Annotated in this window: 11 protein-coding genes; 5 read left to right on the top strand and 6 right to left on the bottom strand. The window is 40.6% G+C overall.

The window, feature by feature from the left end; genetic code table 11:
- Positions 1-25 precede the first annotated feature (25 nt).
- The 3 genes from uvrC to J8Z24_RS07030 all read right to left on the bottom strand — a co-directional run bounded on the left by uvrC (position 26) and on the right by J8Z24_RS07030 (position 3,880).
- On the bottom strand, positions 26-1,849 hold the full coding sequence (uvrC, locus tag J8Z24_RS07040) for an excinuclease ABC subunit UvrC (protein ID WP_252095512.1): 1,824 nt from the start codon (positions 1,847-1,849) through the stop codon (positions 26-28).
- 13 nt (positions 1,850-1,862) lie between these two features.
- Positions 1,863-2,513: a UvrY/SirA/GacA family response regulator transcription factor gene (gene uvrY / locus J8Z24_RS07035; RefSeq protein WP_125254295.1), complete on the bottom strand. Its 651-nt coding sequence runs from the start codon at positions 2,511-2,513 to the stop codon at positions 1,863-1,865.
- Positions 2,514-2,734: 221 nt separating this feature from the next.
- Entirely contained in the window at positions 2,735-3,880 is a 1,146-nt protein-coding gene (locus tag J8Z24_RS07030; protein ID WP_128731060.1) for a dicarboxylate/amino acid:cation symporter, read from the bottom strand.
- 216 nt (positions 3,881-4,096) lie between these two features.
- On the opposite strand from J8Z24_RS07030, the gene J8Z24_RS07025 reads away from it, so the two are divergent.
- The 3 genes from J8Z24_RS07025 (at position 4,097) to J8Z24_RS07015 (ending at position 8,504) form a co-directional block, all read left to right on the top strand.
- The gene (locus J8Z24_RS07025; RefSeq protein WP_252095511.1) at positions 4,097-6,391 is read left to right on the top strand and encodes a carbohydrate binding family 9 domain-containing protein; all 2,295 of its coding nucleotides are present in this window, start codon (positions 4,097-4,099) and stop codon (positions 6,389-6,391) included.
- A gap of 128 nt (positions 6,392-6,519) precedes the next feature.
- Entirely contained in the window at positions 6,520-7,488 is a 969-nt protein-coding gene (cysK, locus tag J8Z24_RS07020) for a cysteine synthase A (protein ID WP_176033911.1), read from the top strand.
- 116 nt (positions 7,489-7,604) lie between these two features.
- On the top strand, positions 7,605-8,504 hold the full coding sequence (locus J8Z24_RS07015) for a substrate-binding periplasmic protein (RefSeq protein ID WP_125254299.1): 900 nt from the start codon (positions 7,605-7,607) through the stop codon (positions 8,502-8,504).
- Positions 8,505-8,763: 259 nt separating this feature from the next.
- Here the strand turns inward: J8Z24_RS07015 and queE are convergent, their stop codons facing one another.
- Positions 8,764-9,429: a 7-carboxy-7-deazaguanine synthase QueE gene (gene queE / locus J8Z24_RS07010; protein ID WP_128731057.1), complete on the bottom strand. Its 666-nt coding sequence runs from the start codon at positions 9,427-9,429 to the stop codon at positions 8,764-8,766.
- A 123-nt stretch (positions 9,430-9,552) separates the two neighbouring features.
- On the opposite strand from queE, the gene queC reads away from it, so the two are divergent.
- On the top strand, positions 9,553-10,209 hold the full coding sequence (gene queC / locus J8Z24_RS07005; protein WP_252095510.1) for a 7-cyano-7-deazaguanine synthase QueC: 657 nt from the start codon (positions 9,553-9,555) through the stop codon (positions 10,207-10,209).
- 438 nt (positions 10,210-10,647) lie between these two features.
- On the opposite strand, the gene cysB is transcribed toward queC, so the two are convergent.
- On the bottom strand, positions 10,648-11,625 hold the full coding sequence (gene cysB / locus J8Z24_RS07000) for an HTH-type transcriptional regulator CysB (RefSeq protein WP_125254302.1): 978 nt from the start codon (positions 11,623-11,625) through the stop codon (positions 10,648-10,650).
- 650 nt (positions 11,626-12,275) lie between these two features.
- Here cysB and J8Z24_RS06995 point away from each other — a divergent pair.
- Entirely contained in the window at positions 12,276-13,037 is a 762-nt protein-coding gene (locus J8Z24_RS06995) for a hypothetical protein (RefSeq protein ID WP_125254303.1), read from the top strand.
- Between the two features lie 301 nt (positions 13,038-13,338).
- On the opposite strand, the gene J8Z24_RS06990 is transcribed toward J8Z24_RS06995, so the two are convergent.
- Positions 13,339-14,628, bottom strand: coding sequence for an NCS2 family permease (locus J8Z24_RS06990; RefSeq protein ID WP_176033939.1), 1,290 nt, complete (start codon positions 14,626-14,628; stop codon positions 13,339-13,341).
- Between the last annotated feature and the right edge of the window lie 68 nt (positions 14,629-14,696).

The raw sequence follows: 14,696 nt of genomic DNA, 5'->3' as shown, positions 1-14,696 counted from the left end.
TTTTTTTCTATGTTCGCATGATTGCTTAAGCTTTGTCATGCAAATGATTAAATATCTTTTCAGCCATGTCAGGGCTGATCCCAGGAACTTGCTTTAATTGATGTATATTTGCAGATTTAACTCCCTGCATGCCTCCTAAAAATTTAAGTAGTGCTTGACGTCGTTTTTGACCAATTCCTTCTATCTCTTCCAGCATTGACTGTGTTCTTTGCTTTTGTCTTTTGTTACGGTGTCCTGCAATTGCAAACCTATGAGACTCGTCGCGGATATGTTGTATCAAGTGTAATGCCGGAGAGTCACTGGCTACATTGATAGTTTTACGGCCACCATCAATCAGTAGCGTCTCCAAACCGGGTTTTCTACTCGTGCCTTTTGCAACACCGATTAAAATAGGCATTTTATCAAGTTGCCAACTTGCAAAAAATGATTCAGCCCTACCTAATTGCCCCTTACCACCATCAATAAAGATAATATCAGGGACTTTGCTCTCATCAGCCATTTTGCCGTAGCGTTTTTTTAACGCAAAATCCATAGCTGCATAATCATCACCTGGCGTAATCCCTGTGACATTATAACGGCGATATTCTTTATTGTTTGGCCCTTGACCGTCAAACACTACGCAAGATGCTACGGTATTTTCTCCCATGGTATGACTGATATCAAAACACTCCATTCTTTGAATGTCAGATAGCCCTATTGCCTCTTTTAGTTTTGCATAGCGCTTTGTGATCGAATCCTGTGCACTTTGTTTTACTTCAATGCTGTTTTGAGCATTTTTATTTGCCAATGCAAGATACTGGGCGCGCTCACCACGCACATTAAACTTAAAGCTTACTTTGCGTTCCGATACCTGACCTAAAGCAGCTTCTAGTGCAACGTAATCATCAACCTTAAACGGCAAAACAATTTCTTTTGCAATTCGCGATTGATTGCCAGATGAAATATAGTATTGTCCTAAAAATGCAGTGAGAACCTCATTTGCACCTGAATCTTTAGGCACCTTGGGAAAATGCGTTTTAGTGCCTAGCACTTTGTGTTCTCGGATCATAAGTACATGAATTGCAACTAAGCCATTTTTTTGCTCAAAACCAATAACATCCAGCTCTGCAAAATTGCCAGCAATAGACTGCTGCTCTTGCATTTGCCGAAGCAATACGATTTGGTCTCGATATTTAGCAGCCATTTCAAAGTCAAGTGAAATACTTGCTTGCTCCATTTTCTCTACAAGTGCAGCTATCACATCTTGCGAGCGACCAGTTAAAAATTGGCGTACCATGGATACTTGCTCTTGATATTCACTATCCTTGACTTTGCCGACACATGGACCAGAACACCTTTTTAGTTGGTACTGCAGACAAGGCCTACTCCGAGCGCGATAATAAGCATCTTCACATTGTCTTACTGGGAAAATTTTTTGCATTAGCCGAAGACTTTCAGATACCGCAGAGCTGCTGGGGAATGGCCCGAAGTACTCACCTTTTAACTTTCTACTCCCCCGGTGGAAGGCCAACCTTGGATGCTGGTGAGCACTCAAAAAGATATAAGGATAGCTTTTATCGTCTCTTAGTAAGATATTATATCGAGGCTGATATTTTTTGATTAGGTTGTTTTCTAGTAATAGCGCCTCTGTTTCTGTGTTTGTCAGGGTAACTTCGATACTCGCTATATTTCCGACCAATACCCTCGTTTTACTGTCGATGATATTCGCCCGAAAATAACTTGAAACACGCTTTTTTAGGTTTTTTGCTTTGCCAACATAAATAACCTGACCATCCACATCATACATGCGGTATACGCCAGGCTCTGTCGTTAATGTCTTTAGAAAAGATTGAGAGTCAAATACTGTCATTTAAAAAATGAACTTAGTGATTGCTGTCAATATCTATCATTTTATGGCGGATCGCTAGGTGGGTTAACTCTACATCACCGTTAACATTGAGTTTTTCAAACATTCTATATCTATAACTATTTACTGTTTTAGAACTTAGGTTTAAACGGTCTGCTATATTTTGCGCTTTTTCACCTTTTGTGATCATAAGCATTATCTGTAATTCTCTTTCAGATAATGATTGGAACGGATTTTCATCATTTCGACCACTAAATTGAGCAAGTGCTATTTGTTGCGCGATTTCAGGTGCGATATAACGCTGTCCTGCATTAACAGCACGAATGGCGTTAATCATTTCATCTGGCCCAGCTCCTTTGGTCAGGTAGCCGTGCGCACCTATTTGCATCACTTTACTTGGAAATGGATCCTCACAATGTACAGTCAGCACAATCACTTTGACATCTGGACAATAACGGCAAATCTTTTTAGTCGCTTCCAATCCACCAATACCGGGCATGTTCATGTCCATAAGTACTATATCAGGCTCGCTTTGGCGGCAAAAAGTTACAGCTTCTTCACCTGTTTTAGCCTCTCCGACAACTTTAAAACCACGCACATCATCTAAAATGCGTTTTATGCCAGTCCTGACAAGTTCATGATCATCAACTAAAAGCACATTAATCAATGGCACACCCTCTACATATATTTTAATAAACGGAGCAAAGCAACCTATTACTTCACTTCCTGAAGCATGAGGTTACCACATATTTTTTAAAAGCATAACGATAGAAACAAGAGAAAAATACAATTTTGATATGAAATAACTAAATTGTTAAGAGCTGAAGAAATGTTTGCATATAATTTAAACACCGCTATCGATTTTAATAGCGATAGCGGTGTTTTTGATTAATCTTTTTTGGAAAATTTGTCGACCCAAAGCGCAATAACGCCGTCACCAGTCACATTACATGCAGTACCGAAGCTGTCTTGAGCTAAATACAAAGCAATCATTAATGCGACAGCCCCTTCATCGAATCCAAGCATCGATGTTAATAGTCCTAAAGCAGACATAACAGCGCCGCCCGGTGCCCCAGGAGCAGCTATCATGACGATCCCTAACATAAAAATAAACGGCAAAATTTCAGTAATTGACGGCACAACCATCTCAGGTGATAGCAGCATCACAGCCATGGCACAGGTCACTATCGTAATTGTAGAGCCTGACAGGTGGATAGTCGCACACAATGGTACAGTAAAATTTGCTACTTCATCATTCACGTTATTTGCTTTACTCGCACGCAGTGATACAGGAATTGTCGCAGCACTCGACATGGTTCCTATCGCTGTAAAATACGCAGGCAGCATATTTTTTATTAGCTCTATGGGGTTTTTACCCAGCAAGACACCACTTGCCAAAAACAGCACGCTAAGCCATAACCAGTGCATCACGATTGCTGCTAACAGCACAATACCGAAAGTGCTTAAGGTATCGAAAACAGTTCCTGCTACCGCCATTTCAGCAAACACCCCAGCAATATAGAATGGCAAAACAGGGATAATCACTTTGGCAAGCAACATGTCAATAACATCCCTTGCTTCGTCAGTGACCTGCTTTAAATTACTCAAGCCACACTGGCTCATCGCGATACCAAAAATAAAAGCGCTAGCCAGAGCAGTCATTACCCCCATCAGCGGTGGGATTTCTATATTGATGAAGCTCGTAAGATGAGACTCCTCAACAACTTGATAAGCAACTCCACCTTCAAAAAATGGGATAAAGGCATTAACGAGTAAAAATGCCAAAGTTCCGGCAATAACAGTAGAGCTATATGCAAAACCTACTGTTTTACCCAGAAGATGACCCGATCCCTTTGGTAAGCCTGCTATGCCAGAGGCGATAAAAAACAGGATTATCAGAGGAATTGTAAAATTAATGAGTTGCCCTATGATGACTTTAAAAGTGTATAACAGCTCGACCAACACTGTTGGCATGTAAAGCCCTGCCAACATACCAGCAACGATACCCGCCACTAGCTTTAATACGAGAGACATAGATTACTTCCTAGCATATTTTTAAAGACGCTGTTTTAACATGTTTTTGACCCATTTTGCTATTAATTCGATAGAGATAAACTAATTTGTACATTTTATGTATACTGAGTAGCTATCTAACGTAAATAATTGCAACCCAACGAAAACAAATTGTTTCTCTTTATTGCATATCATCTAATAAGCAGTATTCAGTCTCTGTAATCTACTTTTGTCCTTATGTTAAAAGCTGTAACCTGCTCATTCGCTGCACTTTTGTTGTCTATGCCAGTATCCGCCTTGAACACCAATCAAATCCCATTTATTCAACAGGCTGCCAAAATCGATGGGCTCATTGATGATAATGTCTGGCATCAAGCGCTAAAAATTGATATCAACAACGTCACTTGGCCGTATGAAAATGAAAAGAGTCCAGTAAAGACAAGAGCCTATATCTATGAAAACGGTCAATCACTATTCGTTGCTTATGATGCAAAAGATCCAAACCCAAACTTGATCAGGGCATTTTACAGGGATAGAGACAGGGCGTGGGAAGACGACTTAGTCGGGATCAAAATAGACTCCTTCAATAACGCACAAAGCGCTTATCAGTTTTTTATCAACCCTCTTGGAGTACAGCAAGATTCAATTGAAAATGAGCTGACAAAAAGTGAGAACGGCTCTTGGAATGGTATATGGGATAGTGCTGGTACAATAAACGAAGATGGTTTTATAGTAGAAATTGAGATACCACTGCGTGTACTTAATTTTAGTAATTCAACTGGTAACAAAACCATGGCGATGGAGTTTCTACGATTTTTTCCTAGAAATGAACGACTACGGATCTCTAGCATGACACTGCAACATGCAAATCCCTGTTGGATTTGCCAAATGCCTAAATATCAAGGGCTAGCCAAAGCGAAGCAAAGCAGTGATATCGCGATCATTCCCACTTTAGTCGGTAATAGCCAAGAAACTCGCGATATTGAACAAGGCAAAGCAAAACCATGGCAAAAAGAGCACAATATTGAGCCTGGCCTAGACATAAAGTGGGCAATCACCCCCGACACTACTCTCAATGCAACGCTAAATCCTGACTTTTCCCAAGTTGAAGCTGACACTGGTCAATTAAGTGTTAACAATAGTTTTAGCTTATTTTTTCCCGAAAAACGCGCTTTCTTTTTGGATAACTCAGACTATTTCTCATCACACCTAAACCTGATCCATACACGTAACATTTCAGCACCTGACTACGGAGTAAAGTTAACTGGCAACAAAAGCGGCCACACTTTTGCTGGCTTTATTACGAATGACGAGCAACTCAATGTTGTCATTCCCGGAAATCTGGGCTCTCGTGTGGTCTCATTGGAACGCAAAAGCGAAAACATGGCACTTAGATATCGTCGTGACGTAAATAAAGCTTTTTCATTTGGGCTTACATCAACAACGAGGCAGAGTGAAACATACAAGAACCAAGTGGCAAGTTTTGACGCAAAATATAAACCAACGAAAAGTGACTTATTTGAGTTACAACTGTTTGGTTCTGATACCCAATATGACCAACAATTTGTAGATTACCTATGTGACAGCACTCTTGCTAACTGTGATTTAACAGAAAGCGTACTACGCGTAACAGATGATGATGCGCGTGGTGTAGGCTACTACCTAAATTATGAACATAACCAAAAACACTGGAAAGCATTCTCAAGTTATCAGTCACGCGATGCTGCCGTAAGAACAGACATGGGGTTTATCACTCAAGTAGATTTCAATAAGTTTGTATTTGGAGGAGAGTATCGCTGGTATGGCACTGAGCAAAACTGGTGGAATCGAGCAAAATGGTATGGTGATTGGGATATTTCTCATAATGAGAACGGTGAACTACTAGAAAAGGAAGTGCAAACTAATTTTTCAATTAATGGACCACTCCAAAGCTTTATTGATTTCGGTGTGGAACATAGAAAGCGTACTGGATTAAGACATGACGAAACCCGCATAGCGATTGATGGTAACACCAGCTTATTCACCGAAAACTCGCAATGGACTTATTTGGAGCTAAAGCCAATGGCTGGTATCTTTGCAGGGTTAAAGCTAAGTAAAAGTAATCGCGTTGATTTAGCGAATAACAGACTTGGCGATCTAACTTTTGTTCGACCCGTTATTAACCTCAATATTGGCAAGCACTTCGAACTTAGGTTTCGACATACCTATGAGAAAATGAATGCTGAAGGTGCTGATGTATATTCAGCCAACTTAACCGATGTCAGATTAACTTATCAATTTAATAGAAATAGCTACTTACGGTTGGCCATCGTCAACACTAACATATCGAGAAACCCCAATAATTATATCAATGAAGTTGACGCAACCTATAAGAGTCTAAGTACGCAGCTACTGTACTCGTACAAGTTAAATCCTCAAACGGTATTCTTTGCAGGTTATTCTGATCATGGGTTCCAAGATGATGATTTATCTAAAATCATTAAAGACGATAAGCGTATTTTCATGAAGTTTAGTTATGCCTGGTTGATGTAAAAAAGCACTCTTAAATAACAATTGGCTATAAGCAAAATTGATATATCTTATAGCCAATCTTTCCTTTTATTTTGTGAAATGCGCAGTAAAGTGATGGAATACAAGCAAACCTAGATTAGGGAACACAAATGACTAAAGTATACTCAGATAACAGTCTCACTATCGGTAATACGCCTTTAGTAAAAATTAACCGCGTTTCTGGTGGTAACGTTTACGCAAAAGTTGAAGCGCGAAACCCAAGCTTCAGCGTAAAGTGTCGTATTGGTGCTTCTATGATCTGGGAAGCTGAAAAATCTGGACTATTAACGGAAGGTAAAGAGCTAATTGAGCCTACTTCAGGCAACACAGGTATTGCATTGGCTTTTGTTGCTGCTTCACGAGGCTATAAGTTAACATTAACGATGCCAAATACAATGAGCCTTGAACGTCGTAAACTGTTAAAAGCACTTGGCGCAAACTTAGTACTCACTGAGGGTGCAAAAGGCATGAAAGGTGCTATCGAAAAAGCAAATGAAATCCAAGCAAGTGACCCTGATAAGTACATTCTGCTTCAACAATTTGAAAACCCAGCAAACCCTAAAATCCACTTTGAGACGACAGGTCCAGAGATTTTTGAAGCGCTAGAGGGCAATATTGACTACTTCGTCGCAGGCGTTGGTACTGGTGGTACAATCACGGGGGTTTCTCGCTACCTTAAAAATGAAAAGGGCTTACATGTTAAATCAATTGCAGTCGAGCCTTCTGACTCACCTGTGATAACACAGACATTGGCAGGCGAAGAAGTTAAACCCGGTCCTCATAAAATCCAAGGTATTGGCGCAGGTTTCATACCTGGCAACCTTGACCTTGAGCTTATCGACGGAGTCGAGTTGGTTTCTAACGAAGACGCTATTGCCATGGCTCATCAGCTAATGAGAGATGAAGGGATCCTTGTTGGTATTTCTTCTGGCGCTGCACTTGTTGCCGCCAAGCGCATTGCTGAATTACCTGAAAATGCAGATAAGAATATTGTTGTTATATTACCAAGTGCCGCAGAGCGCTACCTTACCAGTCCTCTATTTGCAGATACATTCTCTGAGCAAGAACTAGTGCAATAGGTAAACAGCGGTATATATCAAAATAAAGGGGCCTAGGTGCCCTTTTATTTTTTAAGTTGTTCCTTTTAATTCCCTTCACTACACTTTAGCTATCTTTTACTTTTACGGTTTAGATCATGGTTAGAGCCTTCATTCTTGTATTTCTTTTCTTTCTAAACAACAGCAGCTACGCCGAGAATTTGAATGTAGCCTACTTTAAAGAGGGACAGTTTAGAATTGTTGCAGGTGAGAAATATCAAGGTGGCTATCTATATAATAAAAAAGCCAAAAAACCTCTCATTCACCTTGTTACACTCGATTGGCCACCATACATCGGTGCGGATCTGTGTAATAAAGGATGGGCTTTTCAATTTGCGGTGGCCGTTCTGACAGATTTAGACTATCAAGTTTTTGTTGAGTTTTTACCTTGGGCACGAGCAGTAAGAGCCGTTGAAACAGGCAAAGCCGATATTCTCTTTCCTGAGTATTATATTGAAGATTCAGCGCCATCGGATAATCACAAAGACAAAACTCGTCGAGAGTTACTCGCATTATCTAACGCATTTCCTGGCGGTGAGATTGGGTTTCTTAAACGCCGTGGTGAAGAAGATAGATTTGATGGTAACTTAAATTCAGTCAAGAATGAGCTCATCGGGGTGGTCAGAGGTTATCAAAATACCCCTGAGTTTGATGCTATGATGGACAATGGTGAGTTTATTACTGTTGAAGCTGTAAACGACTTACAGCTTGTAAAGCTGCTAGTTGGAAAGCGTGTTAACTTGGTGATCGGAGATCCTAAAGTCCTTAGATTTACGGTTAACTATTCTGATTTACCGCGTTCAGAAAAAATAGAGTTATTGCGAAATATCGAAAATGTTACTCCCCCAATTCAGTACAACCATCTCTATTTTGCATTGAGTAAGCAAAAACCCCATTGGCGTGAATTACTTAAGGACATAAATCGCAACCTTTATCAATTCGAAAATAGTGGTGAAACACAAAGGATGATCGATATGGTTAGTAGTGAATGCTATTAATACTAGTAATTTATTAAAAGCAAAGTCATTGGTATGGAGACTTAGCTAACTAGCAGCTTCCGTGCTATCAAAAAACAGTTGATTATCATCGTAAATTTGAAGCCAAAGTCTTTTAATCACTTTGCTCATACCAAAGAGCCTACACATTTTGTAGTCAAATCAACACCAATAAATGCCTAATTAGAAGTATATTCACGTGATATGTGTCAAACTGACTGTTATGGATTGCTGCTAGTTAACCTGTACTCGGGGTAATTAGTTAGTTAATACCAAGGTATTTATGAACTTGAACAGACAGACGCCAGTTTTTTGCCTTACAGTTGTCAATCGCCAACTTAGTCGCTTTTGCTTTTTGACTAATAGGTTGAAGATAAACTAACTTAGGCTCAATATTAGTGTCTTTAAATAATCGCTCTAACTCTTCAATGTGCTTTTGCATCGCGACAGGATGTTTAATCTCATCTGCTCGAGCCATCGCGCTTGGCAACACTTTATAACCGCCACGCATATTAATCTTTGGCGATACTGTCACCCATGTCTCTTTAGGGGCTAAAATTTCGAAAGTGCCACTGGTCTCGATTTGTGTGCTATACCCTTTATCATGAAGCAAGGTACACAATGGCCTCAAATCAAACATGCAAGGCTCACCACCGGTGATAACAACATGCTTTGCTTGATAGCCTCGCGATTCGAATGTAGCCAAAATATCATCGGCGCTGGCATTTGCCCAAAACTCTGAATCTGCCTTTTTTTCAACTGTTTCGCTTAAGGAAACGATGAACGTATCGTTTGTTTCCCATGTTTGTTTTGTATCGCACCATGAGCAACCTACGGGACATCCCTGTAAACGGAGAAAGATCGAAGGTGTACCTGTAAAGCTAGCCTCCCCCTGAATTGTTTCGAATATTTCGTTAACCTTGTACAAAATGGCCCCGTGTTTAAGATAAAATTGTCGAAAATTACCGCTAGAAAATTGTTATTTACCCAGCGGCCGTGTAGTATATCGCGCCCTGAAGTAAACCTCTATCAAAATCGAGGCAAAACACCTATGAGCGAAAAAGTTGTCGTAATTTATTCTGGCGGAATGGATTCTTACACCGTATTAAACAAGGCCGTCAACGAGGGGCATGAAGTCTACGCATTATCTTTCAATTATGGTCAACGACATGTAAAAGAGCTACGAGTCGCCGCGAATGTTTGTAAAAAGCTTGGCGTCGCTCATAAGGTTGTTGATATTTCAGCGATAAACCAATTGCTAGCAGGCTCGAGCTTAACCGATGACATAGAAGTCCCCGAGGGACACTATGAAGAGGAAAGCATGAAGAGCACAATTGTGCCTAATAGGAATATGATTTTACTCTCTCTTGCTGTTGGATATGCGGTTTCTTTACAGGCGAGTAAAGTATTTTACGGTGCGCATTCTGGTGATCATGCTATTTACCCGGACTGCCGTCCTGAGTTTGTCAAAAAAATGGATGATGTTTGCCGCATCGCAAACTACGACGCTGTTGAAATCGTGAGCCCGTACCTTAACAACTCGAAGATTGATATTTTAACAGACGGACTAGAGATGGGATTAGATTACGCTGACACTTGGACATGTTACAATGGACGTGAGAAAGCCTGCGGAAAGTGTGGAGCATGTCAAGAGCGCCTTGAAGCGTTTGAGCTTAACAATGCTACGGATCCTCTCCCGTACGAGTAACCATCTTTATGAAGGGGAAGCACAAAGTATTTAAGTGACTTGAGCCCCCCTTCGCTACACGCAACTATAATAAAAAAGCTTGCTTCGTATTTTCAAAAACAATACGAAAAACACTGCCCTTCCCTGTTTTACTCGTAAGTTGAAAAGCAGTGTTCAGTGTTATACCGATTAGTCTTAATACTTGTTCAATTTGAAGGGTCAAATCTGACGCTGACTACGTTAAAAATTTCTTTTTAGAACAACTAAGTAGCAAAATTTTGACCTTACCTATACCTTGGCGTGAGCAAGACGCGGAAGCGAAGTTATCGACAAGGCTTTCTCGCCTCAAAATACATCACTTAATTAAGACAATTGGTATAAATGAGCACGAGCATACCTTATTTGCGCTAATTACAGATCCTGCAGCCAAGTATAAGCTTTTATGCAAGGTCAGGTGCATTACTTAACCGGTAATGTAACGCCTTCAAATAGCTTATCAATATCATCCTGATTGCGTAGTAAACTTGCCCGCTCAACAACATCCTTTGTTAAATGTGGAGCAAACCGCTCAATAAAGTCATACATGTACCCCCTTAAAAAACTTCCCTTTCTAAAGCCAATTTTTGTGGTACTAGCTTCAAAGAGGTGACTGGCATCGATACAAACTAAATCGCTGTCTGACTTTTCATCCAATGCCATAGAGGCCAATACACCTACCCCCAACCCCAAACGAACATAGGTTTTTATTACATCAGCGTCTGTCGCAGTAAACACGATATGTGGCTCTAATCCATGTGCATTAAATGCTTTATCAAGCTCAGAGCGACCTGTAAAACCGAAAACATAGGTGATCAACGGGTACTTCGCTACATCTTGAACCGTCAATGCTTTACCTTTTTGTGCCAATGGGTGATCTTTAGCGACCACAATACTTCGATTCCAATGGTAACAGGGTAACATGACCAAGTCGCTATATAAGTGCAAAGCTTCCGTCGCAATCGCAAAATCAGCATCGCCCCGGGCCGCTGCATCAGAAATTTGCTGAGGTGTGCCTTGATGCATGTGTAAAGATACCGCTGGGTATTTTTGCATAAACCCCTGTATAACCGGAGGCAACGCATAGCGAGCCTGAGTGTGCGTTGTCGCGATATTTAACTTTCCTTGATCCGGCAAAGTATGTTCGTTTGCGACCGCCTTAATTCCCTCAACTTTACTCAAAATTTCGCGCGCAATATTAATTATTTCATTTCCCGCCCCAGTTACATGTGTTAGATGTTTGCCACTGCGGCCAAAAATTTGTACACCCAACTCATCCTCGAGCATACGTACTTGCTTCGAAATACCTGGTTGAGAAGTATATAAGCTTTCCGCCGTTGCTGACACATTTAGGTTGTGATTCAACACTTCGACGATGTATCTCAATTGTTGTAATTTCATATTGCTTTTATTCTTATGATCTCTATTAAGTCGGGTATCAGCCAATGGCTGACTTATATAAGTTTGCTAAGTTTAGCGTATAGTATTGTTGTTCGCCCACAACAACACAGTGCACGTGCTTGGCTTTTCGGTCAGTCGTAAGGACCATTGCTTTGTCATAACTACGTAAGGTGTTAATTCACAAACTGAAAACGGCTAGTAGTTTTAAAGCGGATATCACCTCTGCGTCGGTTTAGAAAATATACTGTTTTACCTTATTGGGCTTTGATACCAAGTCATTGCATGAACATTTAATGTAACGAAATCAAATGCTATTAGGATAAAACGACACGTTAACATTTTAAACACTTAAGCTCTAGGCTAGCATATTTGCTTATAATGAGGTAGACGAGGAGGTGTAAATATCTTTATTTTCCTGTTCAATTTTGCTTTTCGTTTTCTGGGCACGCTCAGAGTCTTCAAACGCCCTTTGTTTAGTGTTCAACTATATTTTACTAAAATTAAGCATGCGCGTTAGCATCAGCTATACTAAAAAATGATGAATTCCTTATCTTTTTTTTCGTTGAATTGTCGTAAACCTGTTCAGAATAGTAAGAATTCATGTAAGATAAAAAAATTAGACTGGTTGTTTGCATGAAAGAGATTTCAGTATGTTTGTTTCGATTATAATAATGTTGATTGTTGCACTTATCGTCATAGCTGTGTGGGTGAGCGCAATCCAGCAACATAAAGAGAAACAAGAAGCAGAGAGGCGCAAGGAGCTTGCTAAGCAAAAGCGCGTAATAGAAGAAGCCGAAGACGTCATTATGAATGGCAGTAATATCCCGATGTCTGAAGCGATGATTCGGATTATTCAGCGTCGAGTGCACGATGCACTTGCGGCGATGGTGGAGTTGTCGCCAACATCAAAAGAGTTAAAAAGTCGATTACACGAGTCTCAAGAGCGTTTAAACTCTACACCTGAAAAGACCGCAGACTCTGATACTATTGCCCTACCCGATAACGACAAACAAATTATCTCTTTAGTCCAAGGGATAAAAAAGCTGCGTCAGTTACTTCGCTCTGAGCACAGTAAAGGTAAAGTTGATACGCAGCTATTTGTAAATGAAGATCGGAGGCTTGAGCGCTTTCAACTGAGAATAAATGTAGAAAGTCAAATCAAACGAGGCCTCTCAGCACGTACTGCAAACATGGTCGGTTCTGCTAGGCAATACTTTGAAAAAGCATACGCGACAATATGTGCAGTTTCACATAACGACGAATATGTAAAAGAAAAAAAAGCACAGCTTGAAAGCTATTTGGAAGAGATAAGTAGCGAGCTTAGAGCCTCTAACGCATCGGCTGTGAAAAAGAAAGCAGAACAAGAACAAGATGATTTAGACGTTTTGTTTGCGCCTAAGAAGAAGTGGTGATCCCAGAGTTTTAAGTAAAAGGTTGGCAATCCAGCCTTTTACTAATAAACCTGAGCTTCTGATAATTAATACCTTTCTAGCAGCCAGTTAGCGCTGACTGCGTTAAATTCACTTCTAACAGCCAACTAGTGGTGCGTAAACTCGCCTTGTCTATATAATGTAGCTACCTTAGCGGAAGCGATGTTTTCCCTAAAACTCTCAGGTCTAGACAAGGAACAAAACTAAGCTGTGCTCTAGCAACAATGAATTAGCTCATTCCTTATCCTAACCTCAAGTTAATTAGTTATATATTGCGTGTTGGTTATGTCACTGCAAACTTGATAATAAACAAAAAGGTCAATATCCAGACACTGATACTTATTTCATTGGCTTTATTACACATCAATTTTACCGCTGTATAGGAAATAAAGCCCAATGCGATGCCATGAGCAATAGAAAACGTCAGCGGCGTCATTAACAACACGACACTCACAGGTATAGCATCACTCATTTCATCCCAGTTAATCAGCTTTAAGTTTTGCAGCATCAAGACAGAAACATACAATATTGCCCCGGCAGTCGCATAAGCAGGAACCATTTGAGCTAAAGGCGCAAAAAACATCATTAACAAAAAGCATAAACCAACAACAACGGCAGTTAAGCCTGTACGCCCGCCTACTGAGACTCCCGAGACCGACTCAATATACGATGTTGTCGTTGACGTACCAAGAACCGAGCCGGCTATTGTTGCCGTGCTATCGGCAGAAAGCGCTCGACCTAAACGCGGCATTCTGCCATGTTCATCAGACAACCCCGCTTTTTGAGTAACTGCCACAAGTGTGCCACTGGTATCAAATAAATCTACGAATAAGAATGCAAAAACAACACTTAGCATTGAGAGCTCAAAAATTCCGCTTAACTCTAACTGCATATAAGTGGGCGCTATACTTGGTGGTATATCTACGACTCCATGGTAGTCAACCAAGCCCATCCACCATGCAATAACGGTTACTAGCAAAATGCTAATCAAAACGCCGCTTTTAACTTCGCGATACATCAACGCTGCGATAACAAAGAAACTCGCAATGGCTAATAAAGGTCCAGGAGAGGTAATATCACCAAGTTGCACTAAGGTGGCAGGACTGGCCACAATAATTTGCGCATTTTTAAGCGCTATCAAGGCCAAAAATGCGCCAATACCAGCTGCAATCGCGCGTTTTAAAACGAGAGGTATTGCTTGAATTACCCATTCTCTTATTTTGAATATACTCAATAACAAAAAAAGGCAGCCAGACATGAAAACGGCACCTAAGGCACTTTGCCACGTGTATCCCATGCCAAGTACTACACCATAAGTGAAAAAAGCATTTAACCCCATACCTGGCGCTAATGCCAATGGGTAATTAGCCCATAACCCCATGATAAAGCAACCAATTGCAGCTGCGATACAAGTTGCCACAAAAGCAGCGCCATGATCCATACCTGCTTCTGCAAGCATTGCTGGGTTAACAAAGACAATATAAACCATGGTGACAAATGTCGTTAAGCCTGCGATCACCTCCGTTTTTACATTGGTGTGCATGGCTTGTAGTGAAAATAAGCGTTCGAGCATAAGTATAATTTACGGTTTAGAGGAACAAGTGGTTGGATTTTAACACGAATCACTTTAAAACTCGGACA

Origin of the sequence: Pseudoalteromonas sp. SCSIO 43201, assembly GCF_023716725.1 — a bacterium.
In the GTDB taxonomy this organism is placed as follows: Bacteria; Pseudomonadota; Gammaproteobacteria; order Enterobacterales; family Alteromonadaceae; genus Pseudoalteromonas; species Pseudoalteromonas peptidolytica.
The sequence above is the reverse complement of the archived record's forward strand: the minus strand, read 5'-3'. Positions and strand labels throughout refer to the sequence as shown.

What these genes read in the sequence shown, in the direction of transcription:
- uvrC (WP_252095512.1), bottom strand. Translation starts at nt 1,849, where the DNA reads ATGACAGTATTTGACTCTCAATCTTTTCTAAAGACATTAACGACAGAG.
- J8Z24_RS07030 (WP_128731060.1), bottom strand. Translation starts at nt 3,880, where the DNA reads ATGTCTCTCGTATTAAAGCTAGTGGCGGGTATCGTTGCTGGTATGTTG.
- J8Z24_RS07025 (WP_252095511.1), top strand. Translation starts at nt 4,097, where the DNA reads ATGTTAAAAGCTGTAACCTGCTCATTCGCTGCACTTTTGTTGTCTATG.
- cysK (WP_176033911.1), top strand. Translation starts at nt 6,520, where the DNA reads ATGACTAAAGTATACTCAGATAACAGTCTCACTATCGGTAATACGCCT.
- J8Z24_RS07015 (WP_125254299.1), top strand. Translation starts at nt 7,605, where the DNA reads ATGGTTAGAGCCTTCATTCTTGTATTTCTTTTCTTTCTAAACAACAGC.
- queC (WP_252095510.1), top strand. Translation starts at nt 9,553, where the DNA reads ATGAGCGAAAAAGTTGTCGTAATTTATTCTGGCGGAATGGATTCTTAC.
- cysB (WP_125254302.1), bottom strand. Translation starts at nt 11,625, where the DNA reads ATGAAATTACAACAATTGAGATACATCGTCGAAGTGTTGAATCACAAC.
- J8Z24_RS06995 (WP_125254303.1), top strand. Translation starts at nt 12,276, where the DNA reads ATGTTTGTTTCGATTATAATAATGTTGATTGTTGCACTTATCGTCATA.
- J8Z24_RS06990 (WP_176033939.1), bottom strand. Translation starts at nt 14,628, where the DNA reads ATGCTCGAACGCTTATTTTCACTACAAGCCATGCACACCAATGTAAAA.